The organism is Lederbergia galactosidilytica (genome assembly GCF_017873565.1).
GTDB classification, from domain to species: domain Bacteria; phylum Bacillota; class Bacilli; order Bacillales; family Bacillaceae_C; genus Lederbergia; species Lederbergia galactosidilytica.
In genome coordinates this window covers 237,778-260,288 of sequence record NZ_JAGGKH010000004.1, presented here as the reverse complement: position 1 = coordinate 260,288, position 22,511 = coordinate 237,778, and the positions used below count along the sequence as shown (strand labels likewise).

Here is a 22,511-nt window from a genome sequence, read left to right as displayed (position 1 = left end):
AGATAAAGGAAACACAACGAGCCAGGGGTGAGTTGATGTTGACTTATCGTAGGAAGAAGGCGTAAATTTGCTAGTCGCTGGGCGCTACAGCTAGCTAAAGAAAAGCGAAAGGCGGTTGCCCAGGGGCGACAAGCAAATGTTCTTGAACCAAAGACGGGTGAACTTTCCCTTCATTGGTTCAAGGTTATTTGAGCTCGAGCCCCTACTGCCTGTAGCCAGCCAAAGAAAAGCGAAAGCGTCCGTTTAGCGGCGTACAAATTTAAAGGTTTCTGACGAGATAAAGGAAACACAATGAACCAGAGGTGAATTGATGTTGACTTATTGTAGGAAAGAATCTGTAAGTTTACTAGTCAAATGGGCTTTTAAGGATAAATGTTGAACTTATAAGGTGGATAAAGTCCCCCAAATTCATAAGGGAAGGCGATTATGAACTTAAATTATGAACTTTCAAGTGAAGATCGATTAGCTGTTCAAAAGGAGATTGGCAAAATAATCCGATATTGTATACCGGCTGATCTATCCCTAAGCGGACGGAGGACCAAGGGTTATTTTGTGATTGGTGATGAAAAATGGGCTTATGTGGAAGCTGGAAAAGTAGAGGAAAGTGATTTTATCTCAGAGGCTTATGAGTATAAAATTATACCGTTAATTGGAAATGCAATTCTTGAAGCGAGCGATGAGTTGGGGAAACGAATTATTGTTAGAGTTTCTATGGAGCATATTGCCCGTCTTTCTTATATAGCGCAGATCTTAAATTACCTAACAACGAAAAGGGAAATTCGGATCTATAATGAGGAAGATGAAAGAGTTTGTGCAAAATGTGGAAATAGATTACTTCATGGAGCGAGAACTTGCGCAAAATGTATGAATAAGACGGCAGTATTGAAAAGGTTATTAGGCGTGTCTAAATCCCATTGGCGTATGCTTTTGTTAGGATTATTTATTTTACTTATCACTTCTGCTGTGGCTTTATCAGGTCCTTATTTTCAAAAGCTCCTTGTCAATTCATCCCTTCAGCCACCAGAGGGGCAAGAACCAAGTATAACAATGTTCTTTGTGGCGATAGGCGGTATTTTGTTTGCTTTAGTAGTGGGTGAACTATTAAATGTTGCTAAAGGCAGAGTGATGGCGACCGCTAGTTCCACAATTGCAGCTGATTTGAGGAAAATGGTCTATGAAAAGGTACAAAATCTTTCACTTGGATATTTGACATCCCAGCGAGCGGGCGATTTGATGAATCGGGTGACATCTGATACGAATCGAATTAGAAGGCTAATTCAGGAAGTCTTTACTACCGCAATCTATCAAATGATCATGCTTATATCAGTGGCGGTCCTATTGTTAATCACTGACTGGCGTCTAGCATTAATTGTATTATTACCGGCACCTTTTGTCGCTTATTTACAATTTATGACTTGGCGTGTGATTGTTAGAAGACTTTTTCGTAAGCAATGGAAGATTTTTGATAAAGCAAATTCCTATCTTCATGATGTGTTGAGCGGGATTAGAGTAGTAAAAACCTTCGGGAAAGAACAGCAGGAGATCAAAAAGTTCAGACAATATAATACGGAGTATGCGACAGCAGCCTTTAAGTCCGAAAAAATATATAGTATCCTCACTCCCATATCAACGTATCTTCTTCAGATTGGTACGTACTTTGTGTTATTAGTTGGGTGCAATATGATCCTCGATGGTAACCTAAATCTTGGTGAACTTGTCCAGTTTACAGGATACGCCAGTATGATTTTTGGGCCGCTCGCATGGCTGATGAATATGCCAAGATGGATTGCGAATGCAGTTATTGCAATTGATCGCATCTTCTCAGTCATTGATGAGGAACCAGAAGTTTATGATAAGGAAACGTCAATCCAGCATACCATTCAGGGAACGATTGAGTTTAATAATGTCACATTTGGTTATAAATCTTATGAGCCTGTATTAAAACATATCAATTTTTTGATTAAGCCAGGGGAAATGATTGGACTTGTCGGCCATTCTGGTTCTGGAAAATCGACGCTTACTAATCTAGTATCACGCTTTTATGATGTAAATGAAGGGGCAATTTTAATTGATGGCCATGATATAAGAACGATTAAACAAGAGGATCTACGTTCACAAATTGGTGTAGTCCTACAAGAAACAATGCTATTTAGAGGTTCGATTATGGAAAATATCCGTTACTCCAAGCCTGATGCAACAATGGAAGAAGTGATTCAGGCGGCAAGAATTGCCAATGCACATGAATTTATTATTAATTTACCAGATGGGTATGATACAAGGCTAGAAGAGAATGGTAATAATATATCTGGAGGAGAGAGACAACGGATTACCATTGCTCGAGCTGTCCTCCATAACCCACGCATCTTAATTTTAGATGAAGCGACTGCCTCCCTTGATATAGATACAGAAACGGCTATTCAAGAAGCCTTACAGCGGATCACGAAAAACCGCACGACGATAGCCATTGCTCATAGGCTCTCTACATTAAAGAATGCTGATCGACTTCTAGTTCTGAATAAGGGTGTAATTGCAGAAGTGGGTACCCATCAAGAGTTAATGCATAAGCAAGGAATCTACTATGGTTTAATTATGGCTCAACGAAATATGACAAAAACAAAGGAAAAGACCGGGTAGTGTTTGTGTTCAAATATGACAGCGGCTTTAAAGACAGACAAAAGGCTATGATTCCACTTAGAATCACAGCCTTTTTGTGGATTTTATAAGAATAAGAAAATATAAAAATTGGCTAGTGACTAGCAAACATCTCTCAGATTCTACCTACAATAAATCAACATTAGTTCGCTTCAGGCTCACGATGATTCTTTTACTCGTCAGGAGCTTTTAAATTCACACGATGTAGGTCAAAATAGCTTTGTGACGTACAAGGATGTACTTAGTGCAGGCGAAGCGACAGGACGGCGCGCACTTAGTCGTTCATCCTTATGACGGACGCTTTCGCTTTTCCTAAGTTCGATTCCAGAACCGCTTTTGTGCAAGGGCGTCAATAAATTGATTGGTAAAATCAGGGTTATCTGTTGCTAAGATGACACCATCCATATTATTCATTATGGATTGCAGTATATACGAATCAGCATCTGCGGCCATACCGATTGGTTTCAAGTGCAAGTAGTGCATGCGAACAAAGTCGAAGATATATTGATCAAACTTCACCTTGTTTGCTGATTCGCCACCTACAACATAAATAGAATCATAAAGAACTGGATGGACGGTTAAAAACGTCTTGTTGGCCTCTAATTCAGTTCCATCTTTTCCAATTACAGGTCCGAGTGTATCTGAAATAATGTCCAGAATTACTCCATTTTGCAATAAAACATCTAATGTTTTTTGAACCTCTTTTCCATTAAACTCATTCCCAATTAGAACGGCAACCTTTTGGGTCATTGCTGAGTGTGGGGAATTTAGCTGACTTAGGGATGGATAGCTACGTTCTACCTTTACATGGCTGTTTTGCGGTTTTCCTACCCCGATATTTTTTGCAATTTGATTGGCCATCTCCTTATCGACATTGGCCCAAAATTCAACATTCTTTTGGCGAATCGTTTTATCCTGAACACTGCCTAGGTGAAAACTGAATGATTCAACTAAGTCTTGCTTTTCTGGCCTAGTTAAACTATTCCAATAGACCCTAGCTTGGGAGTAATAATCTTGAAAAGAATCACTTGGGTGTTCTCTTGTGACATGGCCTTCTAAGTTGTCAGGGTAGTTTTCATAACCACCTTCATTGGGAGATGATTCTTCCGGTGTATTGCAAGCTGCTGAATTCTTATGATAATGAACTGTATCCATATCTATCGGATATTTATTATAACTGTCCCGTAAATTATGGGCTGTCTCTACTATTGGACGATTGACAGGAAGCTCTTCATAATTAGCGGTATGTTGACGATATAACTCTGTATCCCGATAAGCAAATGATCGTCCTTGTAAAACGGGATCATTAGTGAATTCAATACCTGGCACTAAGTTAGCTGGGTTGAATGCCGATTGTTCTTCCTCCGCAAAAAAGTTATCCATCAAGCGATTTAATGTCATTTTTCCTATTAATTTAACTGGTACTTCTTCTTCTGGCCAAAGCTTTGTATCATCTAGGATATCAAAGTTAAATTTGAACTCGTCCTCTTTAGCGATTAACTGCACACCAAGTTCATATTCTGGATAGACGCCATTTTCAATCGCTTCCACAATATCCCGCCGATGGAAGTCTGGATCAACACCGCCAATCAGATTTGCCTCTTCTAGAAGCAATGAATGCACACCGAGCTTGGGTTTCCAGACGAAACGAACAAAAGTTGCTACACCCTTTTCATTAATGAACCGAAAAGTATTGATTGGATATCCTTCCATCATTCGCCAGCTTCTCGGACGACCACGCATTGACATGAGCCACATGACCATATGGGCTGATTCTGGATTGCTTATTACATAATCCCAAAAATGATCGTGAGCGACGGTTGCTTGTGGCATATGTGTTTTAGGATTAGGTTTAGCAGCATGAGTAACATCCATAAATTTCATCGAATCGGCCAAGATGAATACCGGAAATTGCAAAGCAAGAGAATCATAATTTCCTTCTTCGGTGTAAAATTTTACAGCGAACCCACGGATATCTACGGCCGTATCCTTTGATCCCCGATTACCAATAAAATTGGAAAATCTCACAAAAACGGGTGTTTCCTTTCCTGGTTCTAGCAAAAATTTTGCCGTTGTATAATCCTTCATCGATTCATATGTTTCAAAGACACCATACACTCCAAATCCTCGAGCATGAACAACTTTTTCAGGTATTCGCTCCCGATTAAAATGCGACTGTTTTTTATAAAAATGGAAATCTTGCATCAATAGCGGACCACGCTTCCCAGCCCGTAATGTCTGCCGATCATTTGATACCGCCGTGCCACTAACTTCTTGCATTCGCTCGTTGGATCCTGTGTTCTGCTGGCGGAATGGATCTAATTGCTCATCTTTTTTATCGTTATTTTTATCCTTATCCATCATACAATCACCTCTTCTAATTTAGTAAACTATTCCAATATTGTTGTTCTTTGCTTGCCGAAATGACCGTACCGAATTGTTCTAGTTAACTTTAGATATTTCAATATTCTCCTTCCCTCTACAGGCCCTTATCAAACAGTTCTCCAGCATAGATTAAGAAGGGTCTATATTAATAGTAAAGGTTGTCTAAAACATCGTCTAATTAAACCAAACATCCATACCAAAACATCTCTGGAAAACTCGGCAAAATATAATGATGCTACATAGATCAATAAGGTGTACAATTAGCCACAAGGATTTTGAAGAAAGTGAAAAATACGATAGAATTAGTTTTTAATCTGTATCATACAAATTTAATGTAATAAAAAGGATGGAGTTATATGGATGGAAGAAATAGATCCAGTATTATGCCAGGACAAATGGTAGAAATTGTATTAAAAAAAGATCAAGCAACAGGCAACAGAACAAGGGGTGTTGTGAAGGATATTCTTACTAACTCTACTTCACACCCTCATGGTATTAAAGTGCGCCTTCAAGACGGCCAAGTGGGAAGAGTAAAGGCAATTGTAAAAGAATGATAATGGGGGACAGTTTGGCTAGTATATTGAGGGGAGAAAAAAACTGGGATCAAAATCGGTCGCAGTTTTTTGGACTATCCTGAATCGAAAAATAACAGGCAGTTATGTTGTATGTTAGGATTTTCGGTTTAATGTGTGGAAATATGAAATGATAAACCGCCTAGAAAATAAAAGCTGCGAGACTTCTATAAGGGTGCTCCTGAAAAGGCTAAAAACAAAGTTCCAGTCTGAGTTATCTTCATAATAAATAGCATTCCGTACTTACATTATATAACTTTACTGGTAAAAACTGTTTTTTAAACAGATTGAACGGATTTTTAGATACAAAGAGTCTTGAAACTTATGTAAATTATATATGAAAGCGTTTCCCTAAATTGAAAATGAGGGGGGAGAGAGTTAAACAGAAACGAGAATAGAATACCGACACCATGAATCTTTTACAGTTCGAAAAATTAGAAAGGTCAGGTGTGCCTAACGACGACAAGGGAGAAAAATATGCTTTACTTTCCTTGTTTTTTCTATTTTTTGCGGATGAAGTATGAAAGGAATTAAGTCGAAGAAAGAAGATTATCGGAAAATGGAAGATTATAAGATTTAGACTAAGGAAACGTAGCTTAAATTAATAAGAAGAAACGAACTTGGATGAAAGTGCAAATCAACATAGAGGAACCCCTAGATAAAAATAAGGAGGGTTTTAATGAGTAAGAAGTTTTCAGTTTTTATAGTGGTGTTGATGGTGTTTTCTCTATTTTCTCAAGGCGGTGTACTTGCCGACTCGCAATCGCCAAATGATACAGAAGATAAGCCAGTAAATTATAGATTTGATTTTGGTTCAGGTTCAAGTCCAGTAGAAGAGGGTTATCTTAAAGTAGCTAATACACTAATTTATAGCGAGGAGATAGGTTATGGATTTGATCGAGAGGTAGGATTTCGCGATCGCGGTGAACCAGATAATTTGCGTAGAGATTTTGTATTAGCGGATGGCGCTGAGTTTATCGTTGATTTACCAAATGGCGATTATTTTATCCGAATTATTGCGGGAGATCAGATTGCCTTTAATCGAACTAGTTTTACAATTGAAAATGAAGACTATGGCAGTATCACATCACAGTCAGGAGAGTATTCAGAGTTAACGAGTAATATAACTGTTGCGGATGAACAGCTAAATATTAAGATCGGAGAAAATGGCCGTGTAAACGCACTAGAAATTACTCCTATGTCTGAGATTTTAAATTTAGAGCTTAGCGAAGTTATTCTATCACCAGAGACTTTTGTGAAACTTAAGTGGGATGCAGATGATGCGGCTAAGAGTTATAAGATTTATCGAAAACAAGCTGGAGATAAAGAATTTACTCATATTGATGATTCAACAAAAGCTGAATATATAGATGAGTCTGTTGAATTAGGCTCAAGCTATATCTATGCTGTCTCAATGATAAATGATCAAGGGATCGAATCAGCGAAAAGCAATGAAGTATCAGTAAATTTGATCGATGAATCTGTTCCTATCCCCGAAGCCCCAACAGGGTTAGAACTTGAGAGTGCAGAGGATAAGTCCATCACTGTTAAATGGGAAACAGTGGATGGTGCAGTTGAGTATCATATCTATCGATCACGGTTTAACCAAGAGGATTATCCAGATTATGAAATCAATTATACCAAGGTCGGTGTAACGAAAAATACTAGCTTTAAAGATGAGTCTATCTTCACTACTAACCACTACTATTATGTGGTTTTTGCGGTAAATGAAGGTGGGAAATCGGAGGCATCGGAGGTGTTAGAAACGCCTATTACTAAAAAGCAATTGCGGCAAATGGAAGACCTCAACCGTTCATTGGTTGCAGTAGATACTGAAAATGGAGTGTATGTAGGTTGGAGGATGTTAGGGACAGACCCAAAAGAGGTCACCTTTGATCTTTACCGTGATGGAGAGAAGGTGAACAAGGAACCAATCACAACAAGTACGAACTATTTAGATGAAAAGGGAACAAGTAATTCGAAGTACCAAGTGCGCGTGAATAACGGTAGTGGAGATCTGATGACGGAAGAAGTAGGGGTTTGGTCTGAGCAATATTTAAGCGTCCCACTAGATAAGCCAGAAGGTGGGGTTACTCCTGATGGGGTAAAATACACGTATTCTGCCAACGATGGTAGTGTCGGTGACGTAAACGGAGATGGAAATTACGAGGTTATATTAAAATGGGATCCATCAAATTCGAAGGATAACTCACAAAGTGGCCATACAGGCAATGTGTATATTGATGCTTATACCCTTGAAGGGGAGAAACTTTGGAGAATTGATCTGGGGAGAAATATCCGTGCAGGTGCTCATTACACGCAATTTTTGGTCTATGACTTTGATGGTGATGGGAAAGCAGAAGTAGTAATGAAGACGGCAGATGGGACCGTCGACGGAGTTGGCAATGTCATTGGTGACCCTGATGCCGATTATCGTAATTCTAATGGCTATATATTGGATGGTCCAGAGTATTTGACCGTGTTTAACGGTGAAACAGGCGAGGCAATGGAAACGATAGATTATTATCCTTCACGTGGCAATGTTAGTGATTGGGGAGACAATTACGGAAATCGTGTAGACCGTTTCTTAGCAGGAGTCGCTTATTTAGACGGAGAACATCCAAGTATTGTAATGGCACGTGGTTATTATACGCGAGCTGTTCTAGCTGCCTATACTTGGCGCGATGGCAAATTGACGGAGGAATGGGTCTTCGATAGTGATGAATCTGGAAACGAAGCTTATGCAGGCCAAGGAAATCATAGCCTATCTGTAGCAGATGTCGATGGAGATGGCAAAGATGAAATTATTTATGGTGCCGCAGTCATTGATCATAATGGTACTGGACTATACTCAACAGGTTTGGGACACGGAGATGCAGGTCATGTTAGTGACCTAGACCCGAACCGGCCTGGACTCGAAATTTATGAGGTTTATGAGAATAAAAGCTCTCCTTATGGTTTTGCATTACGAGATGCGGAAACAGGTGAGATCTTATCGGGAAAACAGACAGGTACAGATGTTGGGCGAGGGCTAGCGGCAGACATAGATCCACGTTATGACGGTACAGAATATTGGGCTTCTAGTAGTTGGGATGGATCCAGTGGTAAGAGTGGTCTTTTCTCAGTAGAAGGTGAATTGATTACCAAGGAGACACCAAGTTCCATGAATTTTGCTATTTGGTGGGACGGAGATCTAATGCGTGAATTGTTAGATCATAATTTTAACCCTGATGTTGATCCACATGGTGTAGGTAAAATTGAAAAGTGGAATTGGAAAACAGAAAAATTAGAGACATTATTGGTTCCAGAGGGCACCCGTACCAATAACTGGACAAAGGGAAATCCGACACTTCAAGCCGATTTGTTTGGGGATTGGCGGGAAGAAGTCATTTGGCCTTCTGCTGATAGTACCGAATTACGTATCTATACTACAACAGACATGACGGAACACAAAATCTTTACTTTAATGCATGATCCACAATATCGTACGGCCATTGCCTGGCAAAATATTGCTTATAATCAGCCGCCACATCCAAGTTTCTTTATTGGAGCGAATATGGATGAGCCGCCAATGCCAAATATTGAGGTAGTAAAGATAGATAGGGATGATCCGGATCCTGAACTAGATGTTTCCGAGTTAGAATCTTTATTGGAAGAGGCAAAGTCGATAAAGAATGATGGAAAGTACACAGATAGAACTTATGCCGTCTTACAAGCTGCTATTTCAGGGGCGGAAGACGCCTTAGGAAATATTCAAACAGAAGATGAATTGAACGCCGCTCTTGCCTCATTACAAGCAGGAATAGACAGTCTAATTCAAATGGATAAACTCGATACAACATATTTGTTATCTATTCTAGATGACTATAAGAACGATTTTGCAGAAAAGGATTATCGTGCTCTCACGGTCCATTTGCAATCTGTGGGACAGTTCGAGAAAAAGAATGCGGCTGAAAAAGTTGTCAAACATTTGGAGAGCTTCAATAAATTACTTGATCATCAACAGAAAGACAATTCTATTTCTCAAGAACTATATGACATTTTAAAAGCGGATACTAAGACCCTTATTAAGAAATGGGAATAGATTTAAAGGATATTTTAGGGAGTCCCCTATGTAATGAAATTTGAGTCCAACTAGGACTCCCTTAAAAATAGCTTTATTTATTTTTAAGGAAGGGAGATGACAATGGAAAAAAGACGAAAGTTACTGGATAGAAAGAGAGTATGGATTCAAAAAACAATCCATTTATTCATCCCATTTTATTTACTATGTTTAATTGGCTCACACTTAACTTCACCAACAAGTGCTTCCTTTACTCATACATCAACAGTTGTAGGTAGTTTAACAGTTGTTCCCAAGGGCCAAGGAGAAAATATACCTTTTGAAGACGAAGCTTCTATAGAAAATAATGGGGAAATCGAAGCTGTAGATCGTAAAAGTGAAGACACCGAACAGGTAGAAAAGGATAAAGAGGTTTCCGATGTGGAGGATCCTAAAGAAAATGAAGAGGACCAAATTCAGGCGAACGAAAATTCGCAAGAAGATATAGAAGGTCAAGAGGGGGTAGATTCCGTACCTGAAGGGGAACAAGTTAGCGAAGTTCAAGAAGGAGAAGAAGGTGAAGTGAATTCAGACAAAATCCAGTCATCTGATTCTCAAAAATTAGATTCAGCGGAGTGGGGGAAATGATAGGGAAAACCATCCTAAAATGGATGAGCCAAGCTATATCAACGTTATTTATCATTTTATTAGTATGCGCTGTTTTCATTGTTTTATCGTCACGAGCAGCAGGAGGAGAACCAAGCCTTTTTGGCTATCAATTAAAAGCTGTATTATCTGGTTCAATGGCGCCAGAAATGTCGGTTGGTTCACTAATATTAATTCAATTAACGGATGAAAAGGAGATATTTCAAGCTGGGGACGTCATTACATTCAGAACAGACGAAAACATTCTTATTACGCACAGAATCATGGAGATTGAGAAAAGTGGACAGCAGTTTATAACAAAGGGGGATAACAATAATGGGCCTGATACGCAACCTGTTATGGCGCAAAATATTGTTGGAAAATATTCGGGCGTGTCAATCCCCTATGTAGGCTATGTCTTCCACTATATGAATACTAAGCAAGGCGCCCTTTTACTGCTAGTTATACCTGGCCTATTATTTCTAGGACATGCTGTATTTACTATTTGGCGTGCTTTACGTCTTATTGAAGGATCGCAAAAATCGCAGCTAAAAGAGGAATCATAAAAGTGTTCGGTCCGAAAAACAAAAAAATGGGGGATAAAATAATGAATATCAAAAAACAATTAGCGACAGGTCTATTATCAGCTGTACTAGGTGTTACATTAATTGGAAGTGGAACATATGCCTATTTTAGTGATAGTGAAAAAACAAACAATACCTTTGCGGCGGGGACATTAGATCTCTCGGTGAATCCAACACAAATAATTAATGTAGACAATATGAAACCAGGCGACTCTTTTATTCGTGACTTTGAACTTATTAATAACGGAACACTCGATATTGGAAAGGTATCATTAGAAACAGCCTACACAGTGGCAGATGCTAATGGAGATAATACAGCCGATTTCGGTGAGCATATTGAAGTGGAATTTCTTTATAATTTAGATCGATTGGATGAAGTTATTTATGAGACAACATTAGCAGAACTCAAGGACATAAACCCAGAAGTTATAAACGAAAAAATCTTTGGCGAGATTTTTGATGGAGAGGGTCTGCCAGTCGGAGCAGAAAATGATCTTGTCGTAAAATTTACTTTTAAAGATAATGACGAAGACCAAAATCAATTCCAAGGAGATTCATTGGATCTTACTTGGACATTTACTGCTGAACAAAAAGAGGGAGAGCAAAGATAATTAATTTTGATGCAGGAAATGGGACTGTCCAACATAGGAAGGTTGGACAAATCCCATTTTCTTTTCTGTGGAATAGAGGCATATAATGAGTAAAAATATAGGAAGTTTGCTACAGTCGGGAAACGATATAACTCCGCTCACACCGCCTTATGTCAAGGGTAGTGGCCTATACTCTTCTCGCTTGGTTTTGAGCTTTTCTCCCAGGATAGTTTGTAATCGGCATACAATTTCTACGTGGGACATCTTAAATCTATCGTCTATTCCTCCTTCTTTTCATACCTTTTTTATATTGAACGGATAGTTTTTTATAAATGGCTCATACTACACAAGTAAAACATATTTAGGAGGTATAGGAATGGAATTTCAACAACCACAAAACCACCAAAACGTTGAAACTGGTGTTGTTCCACCGCAAATGAATCATGGCGGCCATGAAATGTTTGATGTACATGAGGTGTTATCAGGTGCTATCAACACAATGAATACTTATACAATGTTAAGTGAACATGTACAAGATCCAGAACTGCGCGATATTTTGCAACGTCAAAAGCAATTTATGGCAGATGAATACAATATAACTTTAGAATGTTTTAAAACAGGACAAGATCCTGCAAAGCCTACACAAAGCTATAAAATGAAACAGGGGAATGACTTTACTTATGGAATGCAACCAACAGGTCAGCCCCAAAAACCAATGCAGTCTGCTACTGAATTAAACGACGAAACGATTGCACTTAGCATGTTAAATGCGGTAAAGTCGGTTGCACCTGTTAAAACTAGTGCTGCGATGGAAGCTACAAATCCAGTCGTTCGTCGCGTACTTGCGGATTCTCTGCCTAACTGTATTGAAATGGCCTATGAGATCTCTCTCTATCAGAATAAGCATGGTTATTATCAAGTGCCACAGCTTTCTCAACAGGATATGCAGCAGATGCAGAGTGGCTATGCACCTGCACCTGTCCAACCGCAAATGCCAGGCAGCAATCCTGCCCATTAATTCAGGGAGGATATCAATAGAGTAGAACTTCTCTTTTATTAAAAAGCGCCACTTCCTTTAAATGGAAGTGGCGCTCAGAGTGTAGACAAACACGAATTTTGGTGTTTGCCTACAGTCTTTTTTCTTTTAAAATAGAGATAAAGCTAGAAAGGTTGATTTCCGCTGCGAGCGGACGCTTTCCGCGGGCACGGCTTCAGCCGCTTCCCTCGCTGCGCTCAGTCCAGGGTCTTCAGCTCGCGCTGTTCCCGCTGGAGTCGCCACTCTCCGCTCCAATCAACATGTGTTTCCTATTAACTGAATGAGATGATGGATATGATGACGAAGAATCAAATTAATGAACGAACAGCTGGAAATGCTGACAATAGAGTAGTTGGTTCCTCTAGACCATCTGGGTGCGCAAACTGGATGCGGCTATTGATTTCTCCTTTATCTATCCATTAGTCGAAGATCTTTACTCAACCATTGGGAGACCCAGCATAGATCTTGTTGTACTGATCAAGATGACATTCATTCGGTATACCTTTGGCATCCGTTCCATGCGCCAGACAATCAAGGAAATTGAAACAAATGTGGCATATCGCTGGTTCCTTGGCTTTGGCTTTCATACATACAGAGGTTCCTCACTTTTCCACGTTCGGAAAAAACTATGTGCGTCGATTTGCAGATACAGACTTATTCGAGCAGATCTTCTATAAAGTTCTAAACGAGGTGGCAAACCGCGAGCTTCTCAGCCCCGACCATGTCTTTATTGATTCGACCCATGCGAAAGCCAGCGCGAATAAAAGAAAGTTTGAGAAGAAGGTTGTTCGGAAAAAGACGATTGAGCGTGTCTTTGCCAATGCAAAAGAAAAGCATGGCATGCGATGGACAACCCTTAGGGGACTTAAAAAAATGCCCATGCAGGCGATGCTGACTTTTGCTGCCTTACATCTTAAGAAGCTGGCTAGCTGGACATGGAAAACGCCAACCATGGCGTAATAGAAACCATAAGGAGAGCATTTATGGTTCTTTTTCATAGAATGATCCTGTATGAATAGCAAAAGGGTTGGAATTCATTTTGATTTCCAACCCTTTTGTCTACACTCTGAGCGCCACCTCCTTTAAATGGAAGGGGCGATTTTTAAATATCCCTCTCCATAATATCTAGAAAAAAAGTAGATAGAAATAAGTTTTTGAATAGAAAGGATTTTGAATATATTATAAATATAAGAAGGTTTATTTTACCGTATAAGGAGAAAACTTCATATACGAAGAATTACATTATTACAAAAAATGTGGATATCTACACTTTTTTTGTTATATTAGTATAAAGGATTGAAAAAATGTTGTAAATGAATTACATGTGATATGGAGGAATGATCTTGCTAGAATTATCAATGGAGGACCCTGAAGGTCTACAAAGAATTGCTCATGCTTTATCATCAGAAGTACGCTTGCAAATTATTAATCTTTTAAATAAAGGGAATATGAATGTCAATCAACTGGCTGAAAGTTTGGAGATCCCGGTCTCCACTACAGCTTCGCATATAAAGATACTCGAAAAGTCTGGACTAATTAATACTGAACTTCGCCCGGCTAGTAGAGGTGCCATGAAAGTTTGCAAGCGTAATTTTGATGATATCCATATTCAATTAAATAGTGTTGAAAATTTTATGAAAAACACTCAGAGATTTTTCGAATTGGAAATGCCGATCGGGCAGTACATCGATTTTGATGTCGCACCGACATGTGGAATGGCGAATCATGAAGGAATGATTATTCCAGAGGATGCCCCTGTCCACTTTTATAGCCCGGAGCGATCAAAAGCACAGATTATATGGACAAGAAAGGGATATTTTGAATATAGATTTCCACTTGTGATTCCAGCGGGTTCAACAGTAGAGTCTGTTCAACTATCTTTGGAATTATGTTCAGAGGCACCGAATCATGATCCTAATTGGCCATCAGATTTAACTGTATGGATAAACGATATTGAAGTTGGAACATGGACAAGTCCAGGAGATTTTGGGGAACGTCCTGGAAAATTAAATCCTAAATATTGGACTGAAACGACCAGTACCCAATATGGGTCATTGAAGACATGGAAAGTGACTAAAAGGCACTCTGCTATTGATGATGTTCATCTTTCTGATGTGACTGTTGATGAACTCGGTGTCTTAGATCGTATGTTTATGTCTTTTAGAATTGGTATTAAGGAAGATGCGATCCATAAAGGTGGCCTAAATTTATTTGGCCGTGAGTTTGGAGATCACCCTCAAGATATAAAACTAAAAATTGAATATTCATAACAATACCTACTTAAAGCTCTTCTATTCTATGTGAAATGAAGAGCTTTATTTATTGAGACATAAATGATGTAATAATTCGAAAATAACAAAACATAACCTTGACATTCAGCAAATGAAGGCGTATTCTTGACATTAATTACAATAAAATTGTAATAAAACAGTTTTATTGTAATTTGGAAGTTATGAGAGAGATCTAGAAAATTGACAGCATTACAAGAAAAAAGTTGAGGGAGAGTATGTAAATGACGGCGAGTGTAACCACATATCAAAGAACAGAATATCCGAGACCACAATTTAAGCGTCAATCTTGGATGAATTTAAATGGTACTTGGAAATTTGCATTTGATGACCACAATGTTGGTGAAAAGGGAGGATGGCATGAACAACCTTCTTTTTCGACAGAGATTCAAGTCCCTTTTACTTATGAAACTAAGGCTAGTGGGATTGGGGAAGAGAAGTTTCATCCATATATTTGGTATCAAAGAACATTTGAAATTCCAAAAGATGAAATTGGGAAAAGAGCCATTTTGCGATTTCAAGCATCTGACTATGTTACAAAAGTATGGGTGAATGGTAGGTATATTGGTGAACATGTCGGAGGATACGCGGCCTTTTCTTTTGATATTAGTCATGCTATTGATCATACAAAAGAAAATGAATTAGTAGTAAAAGTGGAAGACACCCAAAGCTGTACTCAGCCTAGAGGAAAACAGCGTTGGACGGATAAAAACTTTGGTTGCTGGTATGTGCAAAATACGGGTATCTGGCAAACAGTTTGGCTCGAATTTCTAAATGAAGAAAGAATTGAAAGTGTGAAGATGACGCCAAATATCGATACTGGGTCTATTGCTTTTGACTATAAACTAAATGGAGAATTAGCAGAAGATTCAAGACTTGAGACAACCATCACATTTTCAGGAAAAAAAGTGAAACAATTTTCGCTTACACCTGATCGTTTAAATATCCATTTTGAAGTTAGTCTTGCATCAGAAATCCATGAATGGAAAGTATTCCATTGGGCTCCACAACATCCGAATTTATATGATGTTACATTTCGTTTGTATGTTGAAGGAGAACTTGTCGATGAGGTAGATTCCTATTTTGGTATGAGGAAAATCTCTATTAAAGATGGGCAGGTTCTACTAAATAATGTACCAATCTACCAAAAGCTCTTGTTAGACCAAGGGTATTGGACAGATACTATGCTCACCCCTCCATCAGATGAGGCGATGCTGGAGGATATTGATAAAACATTGCAGATGGGCTTTAACGGCGTACGAAAACACCAAAAGATTGAAGATGAACGATTTCTATATTGGTGTGATAAGAAGGGCTTATTGGTATGGTCTGAGATGGCTGCCACATATGAGTTTTCAGATGAAGCGGTGGAAAACTTTACAAATGAATGGTTAGAGATTGTGCAACAGCATTATAATCACCCTTCGATTATCACATGGGTTCCATTTAATGAATCTTGGGGAATCCCTAATATTCTTGTCGATGAAAAGCAACAGAAATTTACAGAAGCGATTTATTATTTAACAAAATCCATTGATTCCGAACGGCCAGTTATTGTAAATGATGGTTGGGAACATACAATTTCAGATATTATCGCCTTACATGATTATGAAGAATTAGGTGAAGCATTTTATGAGCGCTATAAAGACAAAGATAAAATTCTTAATAACGAAGTCACCCATAATCATCATAAATATGCATTTGCTGAGGGCTATGAATATAAAGGCCAGCCTGTCATGCTAACTGAATATGGTGGTATTGCTTTTAATGACGAGAGTGGTTGGGGATATGGAAACCAGGTTGAATCAGAAGAGGCATTTCTAAAGCGCTATCAGGAAATCACGGATGCGATTAAAGCTATTCCTTATATAAGTGGATATTGTTATACGCAAACAACAGATGTTCAACAGGAAATTAACGGATTATTAAGAGAAGATCGAACACCGAAAATTTCTTTGGACAAGATTAAAAAGGTTAATGACACGAGAAGAATAAATCGATAGTAGCTCAGTATTATTAGCTAGCATTAATAATAAGGAAGACTATTAAATAGCATAAGTTATTTATTGATGGTTCACTTGTCACTTCCTAATCTGGGATGTTGGTAGTCTCGTAACCTCAATTCTCCTTAGATTTCGAGGTGACAAGTTTTTTTATAAATCCTACTTTATCAATGATTTATTAACTATTTACTATAAAGGCTTGGACAATATGAAAAATAATTAGGGGGGTATTAAAAATGAGAAAACTAGGTTTACTATTTATGTCGGTCGTACTTATTGTCACTTTATCTGCCTGTGGTAGTAATTCTTCCAGTTCCAGTTCTAGTTCAAGTAAAGAGGTCGTTTTTTGGAATCCATTCACTGGGCCAGATGGGGAAAATATGAAACGAATGGTAGACGAATATAACAAAACAAACCCAGACTTTAAAGTGAAAAATATCTCTCTTAAAGAAGGAGATATGTATACAAAAATCCAAACGGTTGTTAACTCCGGGAAGAATGTTCCAGATTTAATGATCGTTCATGCGGAACGCATCAAGCAATACGTAGATAATGGAATGTTAACTAGTTATGATGATTATTTAAGCGATTACCCAGAATTAAAAGAAGAAAATTATATGACAGAGGCGTGGAAGATTGGGGACTTAGATGGATCTAGATACAGCGTTCCTCTTGATATCCATTCCTTCATAATGTATTACAACAAAGATCTAGTAGAGAAATATGCTCCAGGTGCATTGGATGATAATATTGTTACATTTGATGAAATTAAAGCTGCCGGTGAAAAAGCGCAAAAGGACAAAATTTCTGGTATTGGCGTTACATGGGTTAAACCGAATATGCTTTCCTTGTATGCGCAAAATGGCGGAGAGTTAACAGATAATGGCATAGACCCTACTTTTAATAATGACCACTCAAAGGCTTCGTTCCAACAATGGATTGATTTATATGAGGCAAAAGTGACAAACAAAGATGGCGAAGATCCCGCACAATTATTCCTTCAAGGAAAATTAATCTTCTATCCAGAGGGGATCTGGATGAACAATAATTTAAAGGATGCAAAATTTGAGTATGGATTAACCAATGCCCCACAATTACATGATGACAAGAGTAAAATGGTCAACTGGTCTTCATCCCACCAATTTGTAATGTTTAATAGTGATGATCGCTCGGATGAAAAATCCAAAGGTGCTATAGATTTTATAGATTGGGTTCGTGATAACTCATTAGAATGGGCTAAGGCAGGACAAAATCCAGCTTCCCTTAAAATCCTTGACGAACAAGAGTATCAAGAAATGGCTCAATCATTCTTATTAAATGACCCTGAAGAACAAGCTTCACTTAAGATTTTTGACTACAAATACAATGGATACGTTTCCGAGGAATTGGATGCCAAAGGTCTTGATATTATATTTGGCAAAATCCCCGTTGATAAAGGACTTGCTGATATTCAAAAAACACTAGAAGATAAAATCGCCAAGGATACTTCAAATAAATAGGTGAATAAACCTTAAGTAATGAAGCTGGGACATAACTATAAAGAAAAACAATGCAATACTTTAGCGGAGGAAATATATGTAGACTCCCGCGAGAAGTAAGAGTTCGGCTAGACCCCGGAAGGCTCAGGCCTGAAGAGGCTTAAGCCTTGCCTGCGGATAACAAAGTATATTTCCGAAGCGGTTTATATACCGTCGTAGTTCGTACACTTTTGTCCCAGTTTCATGGAATAATTATTTTTGGAGGGGTAGTTATGGAAGCGCCTATGAAAACTATGGGGATCAAGACGAAAAGAAGACCGTCCAAAGGAAAATCTGTGAACTGGTCTCCTTGGGCTTTTGTTGCACCACATTTATTGATTTTTAGTATCTTTTTTCTAGTGCCAATTATTTATGGAATTTATATTTCCTTTACTAGCTGGGATTTAGTTGGAAAGGCAGACTTTGTTGGATTAGATAACTATAAGGAGATTTTATTTGAAAAAGATTCCTCCTTTTATACGCAATTCCACAATGGGTTTAAAAATACATTTCTATTCGTTATTTTAGCTGTTCCCTTTTGTATAATTGTACCGTTATTGTTGGCAAGCGCATTAAATGCTAAACCATTATTTCATAAAATATTCCAATCTATTTTTTATATGCCCACATTATTTTCTATTTCCGCTGTGGTGATTATCTGGACCCTCATGTTTAATGTGAATCAAGGGCCGATTAACAATTTCCTAAATAAGGAAATCCTTTGGACAGGTTCTCAGCCCTATGCTTGGGCAGCAATTGTGATTGTAACGGTGTGGTGGGTTATTGGTAGCAATATGATTATTTACCAAGCTGCTTTGAATGGTATACCTAAAGATCTTTATGAGGCTGCATCCATAGATGGAGCGAACTCTGTTCAGAAGTTCTTTAAAATTACACTGCCAAGTATTCGTGGACCGATCCTTTATACAGTAGTTTTGACAACTATTGCTCAATTTAATGTATATGGTCAACCACTTATGCTTACTGGAGGCGGACCAGCTGACTCTACACGGGTTCTGTTGATGGATATTCAACAGAATGCCTTTGGCTCTGGACAGTCGATCGCAGGGATTGCCTCTGCTATGGCTATTATTCTCGGTCTGTGTATTATGGCTGTATCGCTAATTCAGTTCTTCTTTTTACGTAATAGAGATTAGATGTGAGGTGAAGAATGAATGAAAAATAAACTACTATCTTTTCCTAAATTGGTGGCTTTCTTATTTCTATTAATAATGGCAATTATTTGGGTGATTCCCTTAGTATGGGGACTAGTCACATCTTTTAAGGAAGATATGGAATTTCAGACAATGGGCTTTAAATTCTTACCTGTTGAATGGGTAATCACTAATTATACATCACTCCTAGTGGATAACTATAGCACACCATTATTACACTGGTTCTTTAATTCTTTGATTATATCCATTGTTCATACTTTATTAGTGTTAGTGGTTGTTTCTTTAGCTGCCTTCGCCTATAGCCGATTGCAATTTAAAGGTCGTAATACCCTTTTCACGTTTCTATTAGCTACCATGATGTTTCCAGCAGTTGTTAACTTAATCCCTTTGTATAAAATCGTTGATACACTTGGTTGGGTTAATTCATATTTGGCAGCAATTGTTCCTGGTGCAGCTGGGGTTTTTAACATCTTTTTAGTGAGGCAATTTATGGCAAATATCCCTATGGAATATGATGAAGCAGCAAGAGTTGATGGTGCTGGTGACTTTCAAATATTCTTTAAAGTTGCTTTACCGCAATTAAAGCCCATTCTTATGGTCGTTGCATTATTTAGTTTTACTGGTTCTTGGAATGACTTTCTATGGCCATCCATTGTCTTTAATGATATAGAAAAAATGCCCATAACTGCTGGACTGCAGTTATTACAAGGCATGTATACATCACAACCAACTATGCTTATGGCTGGAGCTATAATTGCGCTTATACCTACATTTATTATATATTTATTCGCGCAAAAGTATTTCTTAGAATCAATGTCGCTTTCTGCTGGTATAAAAGGATAGAAAAGGGGTTATGGGTATGCCTAATAAATTGGAAAAGACTTTAGTTTATATCGCTTCTGGCTGGCAAATATTAGATGGACTCATAACTATCTTCATCTATGGACCTTATATAAGGGAAAAAGGAATGGCTACTGCTCAATTATCTGCTGTGGAAAAAGAGGGTTTGGATTCTCTATCAGGGAGTATTTCTAGTGTTGCCTCTATCTACGGGATTTTACTTATACTACTTGGTTTCATAACTATTTATCTTACAAAGACCTTTTTAAAAGAAGGGATCGTACCTAAGAAGGTCCCTGTTTGGTTTTTAATCTGTGGGATCATTTCGTACTTTACGATGGATATACTCAGTTTAATCCTATATATGGGAGCCGGCATTATTATCCTTGCAAAAAATCGCTCAATAAAACTATTAAATAACAATTGAGAGCATCAAAAAAGAAAGAGTTCCTCTCGGCCTACAGTTTACTAGAATTAGGGAGAGTTTGAGACTACCGTGTCATCATTAATGTAAATAAGAACTTAATCCTCAGAACTTACACCGCTTGATACATTGAAAAAACTCAAGCGGTTTCTTTTTTATCATTTGATTTGATGGGAGTGGAAAAGTGTTGAAAGATAAACCAAATATTGTCTTTATTTTGACTGATGATTTAGGTTTCTCTGATTTAGGTTGTTTTGGGAGTGAAATTGAAACACCTCATTTAGATAAACTGGCTATGGATGGATTACGATTAACGCAGTGTTACAATTCAGCGCGTTGTTGTCCAAGCCGTGCTTCATTGTTAACGGGCGTTTATCCTCATCAATCAGGAGTAGGGGATATGGATCAGGATTATGAACTTCCGGGATATCGAGGACATTTGAAAGATGAATGTGTCACGATCGCAGAAGTATTACGAGAAGGAGGATATCGAACTTATTTATCGGGAAAATGGCATGTTGGGAAACATGGTCCGATTGAACGAGGTTTTGATGAATTTTATGGTTTACTAGGTGGTTTTACAAGTTTTTGGGACGAAAAAAGTTATGTGCGCTTGCCAGAAAATCGACCAGAACGAGAGTATAATGAGGGGGAATTTTACTCAACCGATGCAATTACAGATTATGCTTTAGATTTTATCAATGAAGCCCGCGGCGATGACCAGCCCTACTTTTTATATTTGTCTTATAATGCACCGCATTTCCCTCTTCAGGCACCTAAAGAGGATATTGAAAAATATGTACAAGCATATGAAAAAGGTTGGGATCAGATTCGCGCGGAGCGTTTTGCTAGAATGAAAGGATTGGGCATTGTAGAACATGCATCACAATTAACACCTTTATCAGAATATTGGGATCGAGATCGGATCATTCATGGAGTGAACCCATCGTGGGAGATGATTGACCCTGATCGAAAGCAAGATTTAATTAGAAGAATGGCTATATTTGCAGCTATGGTTGATCGAGTGGATCAGAACGTGGGGAGAGTTGTTAAGGATTTAGAAGAAAACGGTGAACTTGATAATACTTTAATTATTTTTTGCTCTGATAATGGGGCGTGTGCAGAGTGGGATCCGTGGGGGTTCGATAATTGGATGACAACAACGAATATTTTACATAGAAAAGCAGATTTGGAGAAGATGGGTGGACCAGATTCTTATCATAGTTATGGATCAGGATGGGCTAACGTAAGTAGCACTCCATTTAGAATGTATAAGCACTACAGCCATGAAGGTGGGATTAGTACCCCAATGATTATCCATTGGCCAAATGTTGTGAAGGAAAAAGGAAAAATTGATCATCGACCTGCACATTTTATCGATTTTATGGCAACGTTTATAGATATTACCGATGCACCATATCCCAAGGTTTTTAATGGAAAGAAGATTTTACCTATGGAGGGGGAAACCCTACTTCCAGCCTTTTTGGGAGATGAGCCAACAACGCGGACATTATATTTTGAACATGAGGAGCATTGTGCTATTCGTCAAGACGATTGGAAATTAGTCAAGATTAAAGAACGGGATTGGGAACTTTACAATATTAAAGAGGATCGAACTGAGATGAATGATATGGCTAACCAATATCCGGAAAAGGTAAAGGCGATGAAGCGGTTGTGGGAAGACTGGGCAAAGCGGACACATGTAGTCCCAAAGTTTTAGGAGGATGAGAAAAGAAAATTGGCATTTAAGGATTCAAA

15 protein-coding genes and 1 pseudogene are annotated in these 22,511 nt (G+C 38.3%); 15 read left to right on the top strand and 1 reads right to left on the bottom strand.

Going from position 1 to position 22,511, the window contains the following annotated elements; all coding sequences use genetic code 11:
• Window positions 1–426: 426 nt before the first annotated feature.
• Window positions 427–2,634, top strand: coding sequence for an ABC transporter ATP-binding protein (locus J2Z23_RS06120; protein WP_209973485.1), 2,208 nt, complete (start codon window positions 427–429; stop codon window positions 2,632–2,634).
• A 330-nt stretch (window positions 2,635–2,964) separates the two neighbouring features.
• Here the strand turns inward: J2Z23_RS06120 and J2Z23_RS06115 are convergent, their stop codons facing one another.
• The gene (locus J2Z23_RS06115; protein ID WP_057981855.1) at window positions 2,965–5,013 is read right to left on the bottom strand and encodes a catalase; all 2,049 of its coding nucleotides are present in this window, start codon (window positions 5,011–5,013) and stop codon (window positions 2,965–2,967) included.
• A 380-nt stretch (window positions 5,014–5,393) separates the two neighbouring features.
• Here J2Z23_RS06115 and J2Z23_RS06110 point away from each other — a divergent pair, with 380 nt between their 5' ends.
• The 14 genes and pseudogenes from J2Z23_RS06110 (at window position 5,394) to J2Z23_RS06045 (ending at window position 22,473) form a co-directional block, all read left to right on the top strand.
• Window positions 5,394–5,591: a YwbE family protein gene (locus tag J2Z23_RS06110; protein WP_057981668.1), complete on the top strand. Its 198-nt coding sequence runs from the start codon at window positions 5,394–5,396 to the stop codon at window positions 5,589–5,591.
• A gap of 697 nt (window positions 5,592–6,288) precedes the next feature.
• Entirely contained in the window at window positions 6,289–9,693 is a 3,405-nt protein-coding gene (locus J2Z23_RS06105) for a rhamnogalacturonan lyase family protein (RefSeq protein ID WP_064467613.1), read from the top strand.
• A 102-nt stretch (window positions 9,694–9,795) separates the two neighbouring features.
• On the top strand, window positions 9,796–10,299 hold the full coding sequence (locus J2Z23_RS06100) for a hypothetical protein (RefSeq protein ID WP_209973483.1): 504 nt from the start codon (window positions 9,796–9,798) through the stop codon (window positions 10,297–10,299).
• A gap of 23 nt (window positions 10,300–10,322) precedes the next feature.
• Window positions 10,323–10,862 (top strand): signal peptidase I SipW, encoded by a 540-nt coding sequence (gene sipW / locus J2Z23_RS06095; RefSeq protein ID WP_238482634.1) that lies wholly within the window; start codon window positions 10,323–10,325, stop codon window positions 10,860–10,862.
• Window positions 10,863–10,903: 41 nt separating this feature from the next.
• The gene (locus J2Z23_RS06090; protein WP_064467622.1) at window positions 10,904–11,491 is read left to right on the top strand and encodes a CalY family protein; all 588 of its coding nucleotides are present in this window, start codon (window positions 10,904–10,906) and stop codon (window positions 11,489–11,491) included.
• Between the two features lie 355 nt (window positions 11,492–11,846).
• Window positions 11,847–12,488, top strand: coding sequence for a spore coat protein (locus J2Z23_RS06085; RefSeq protein ID WP_209973481.1), 642 nt, complete (start codon window positions 11,847–11,849; stop codon window positions 12,486–12,488).
• Window positions 12,489–12,800: 312 nt separating this feature from the next.
• Window positions 12,801–13,391, top strand: a pseudogene (locus tag J2Z23_RS06080) (transposase); the annotation flags it as partial.
• Between the two features lie 452 nt (window positions 13,392–13,843).
• A complete protein-coding gene (locus J2Z23_RS06075; RefSeq protein ID WP_338018415.1) occupies window positions 13,844–14,776 on the top strand; it encodes an ArsR/SmtB family transcription factor in 933 nt (310 codons plus the stop codon).
• Window positions 14,777–15,018: 242 nt separating this feature from the next.
• Complete coding sequence (locus tag J2Z23_RS06070; RefSeq protein WP_057981675.1) at window positions 15,019–16,797, top strand: glycoside hydrolase family 2 protein; 1,779 nt, start codon at window positions 15,019–15,021, stop codon at window positions 16,795–16,797.
• Window positions 16,798–17,033: 236 nt separating this feature from the next.
• Window positions 17,034–18,296, top strand: coding sequence for an extracellular solute-binding protein (locus J2Z23_RS06065; protein ID WP_057981676.1), 1,263 nt, complete (start codon window positions 17,034–17,036; stop codon window positions 18,294–18,296).
• A gap of 251 nt (window positions 18,297–18,547) precedes the next feature.
• Entirely contained in the window at window positions 18,548–19,471 is a 924-nt protein-coding gene (locus tag J2Z23_RS06060; RefSeq protein ID WP_083492289.1) for a carbohydrate ABC transporter permease, read from the top strand.
• Window positions 19,472–19,489: 18 nt separating this feature from the next.
• Entirely contained in the window at window positions 19,490–20,332 is an 843-nt protein-coding gene (locus tag J2Z23_RS06055) for a carbohydrate ABC transporter permease (RefSeq protein ID WP_057981677.1), read from the top strand.
• A 16-nt stretch (window positions 20,333–20,348) separates the two neighbouring features.
• On the top strand, window positions 20,349–20,756 hold the full coding sequence (locus J2Z23_RS06050) for a hypothetical protein (protein ID WP_057981678.1): 408 nt from the start codon (window positions 20,349–20,351) through the stop codon (window positions 20,754–20,756).
• Between the two features lie 184 nt (window positions 20,757–20,940).
• On the top strand, window positions 20,941–22,473 hold the full coding sequence (locus tag J2Z23_RS06045; RefSeq protein WP_083492303.1) for an arylsulfatase: 1,533 nt from the start codon (window positions 20,941–20,943) through the stop codon (window positions 22,471–22,473).
• Window positions 22,474–22,511: the final 38 nt, after the last annotated feature.

What these genes read in the sequence shown, in the direction of transcription:
- J2Z23_RS06120 (WP_209973485.1), top strand. Translation starts at nt 427, where the DNA reads ATGAACTTAAATTATGAACTTTCAAGTGAAGATCGATTAGCTGTTCAA.
- J2Z23_RS06115 (WP_057981855.1), bottom strand. Translation starts at nt 5,013, where the DNA reads ATGGATAAGGATAAAAATAACGATAAAAAAGATGAGCAATTAGATCCA.
- J2Z23_RS06110 (WP_057981668.1), top strand. Translation starts at nt 5,394, where the DNA reads ATGGATGGAAGAAATAGATCCAGTATTATGCCAGGACAAATGGTAGAA.
- J2Z23_RS06105 (WP_064467613.1), top strand. Translation starts at nt 6,289, where the DNA reads ATGAGTAAGAAGTTTTCAGTTTTTATAGTGGTGTTGATGGTGTTTTCT.
- J2Z23_RS06100 (WP_209973483.1), top strand. Translation starts at nt 9,796, where the DNA reads ATGGAAAAAAGACGAAAGTTACTGGATAGAAAGAGAGTATGGATTCAA.
- sipW (WP_238482634.1), top strand. Translation starts at nt 10,323, where the DNA reads ATGAGCCAAGCTATATCAACGTTATTTATCATTTTATTAGTATGCGCT.
- J2Z23_RS06090 (WP_064467622.1), top strand. Translation starts at nt 10,904, where the DNA reads ATGAATATCAAAAAACAATTAGCGACAGGTCTATTATCAGCTGTACTA.
- J2Z23_RS06085 (WP_209973481.1), top strand. Translation starts at nt 11,847, where the DNA reads ATGGAATTTCAACAACCACAAAACCACCAAAACGTTGAAACTGGTGTT.
- J2Z23_RS06075 (WP_338018415.1), top strand. Translation starts at nt 13,844, where the DNA reads ATGATCTTGCTAGAATTATCAATGGAGGACCCTGAAGGTCTACAAAGA.
- J2Z23_RS06070 (WP_057981675.1), top strand. Translation starts at nt 15,019, where the DNA reads ATGACGGCGAGTGTAACCACATATCAAAGAACAGAATATCCGAGACCA.
- J2Z23_RS06065 (WP_057981676.1), top strand. Translation starts at nt 17,034, where the DNA reads ATGAGAAAACTAGGTTTACTATTTATGTCGGTCGTACTTATTGTCACT.
- J2Z23_RS06060 (WP_083492289.1), top strand. Translation starts at nt 18,548, where the DNA reads ATGGAAGCGCCTATGAAAACTATGGGGATCAAGACGAAAAGAAGACCG.
- J2Z23_RS06055 (WP_057981677.1), top strand. Translation starts at nt 19,490, where the DNA reads ATGAAAAATAAACTACTATCTTTTCCTAAATTGGTGGCTTTCTTATTT.
- J2Z23_RS06050 (WP_057981678.1), top strand. Translation starts at nt 20,349, where the DNA reads ATGCCTAATAAATTGGAAAAGACTTTAGTTTATATCGCTTCTGGCTGG.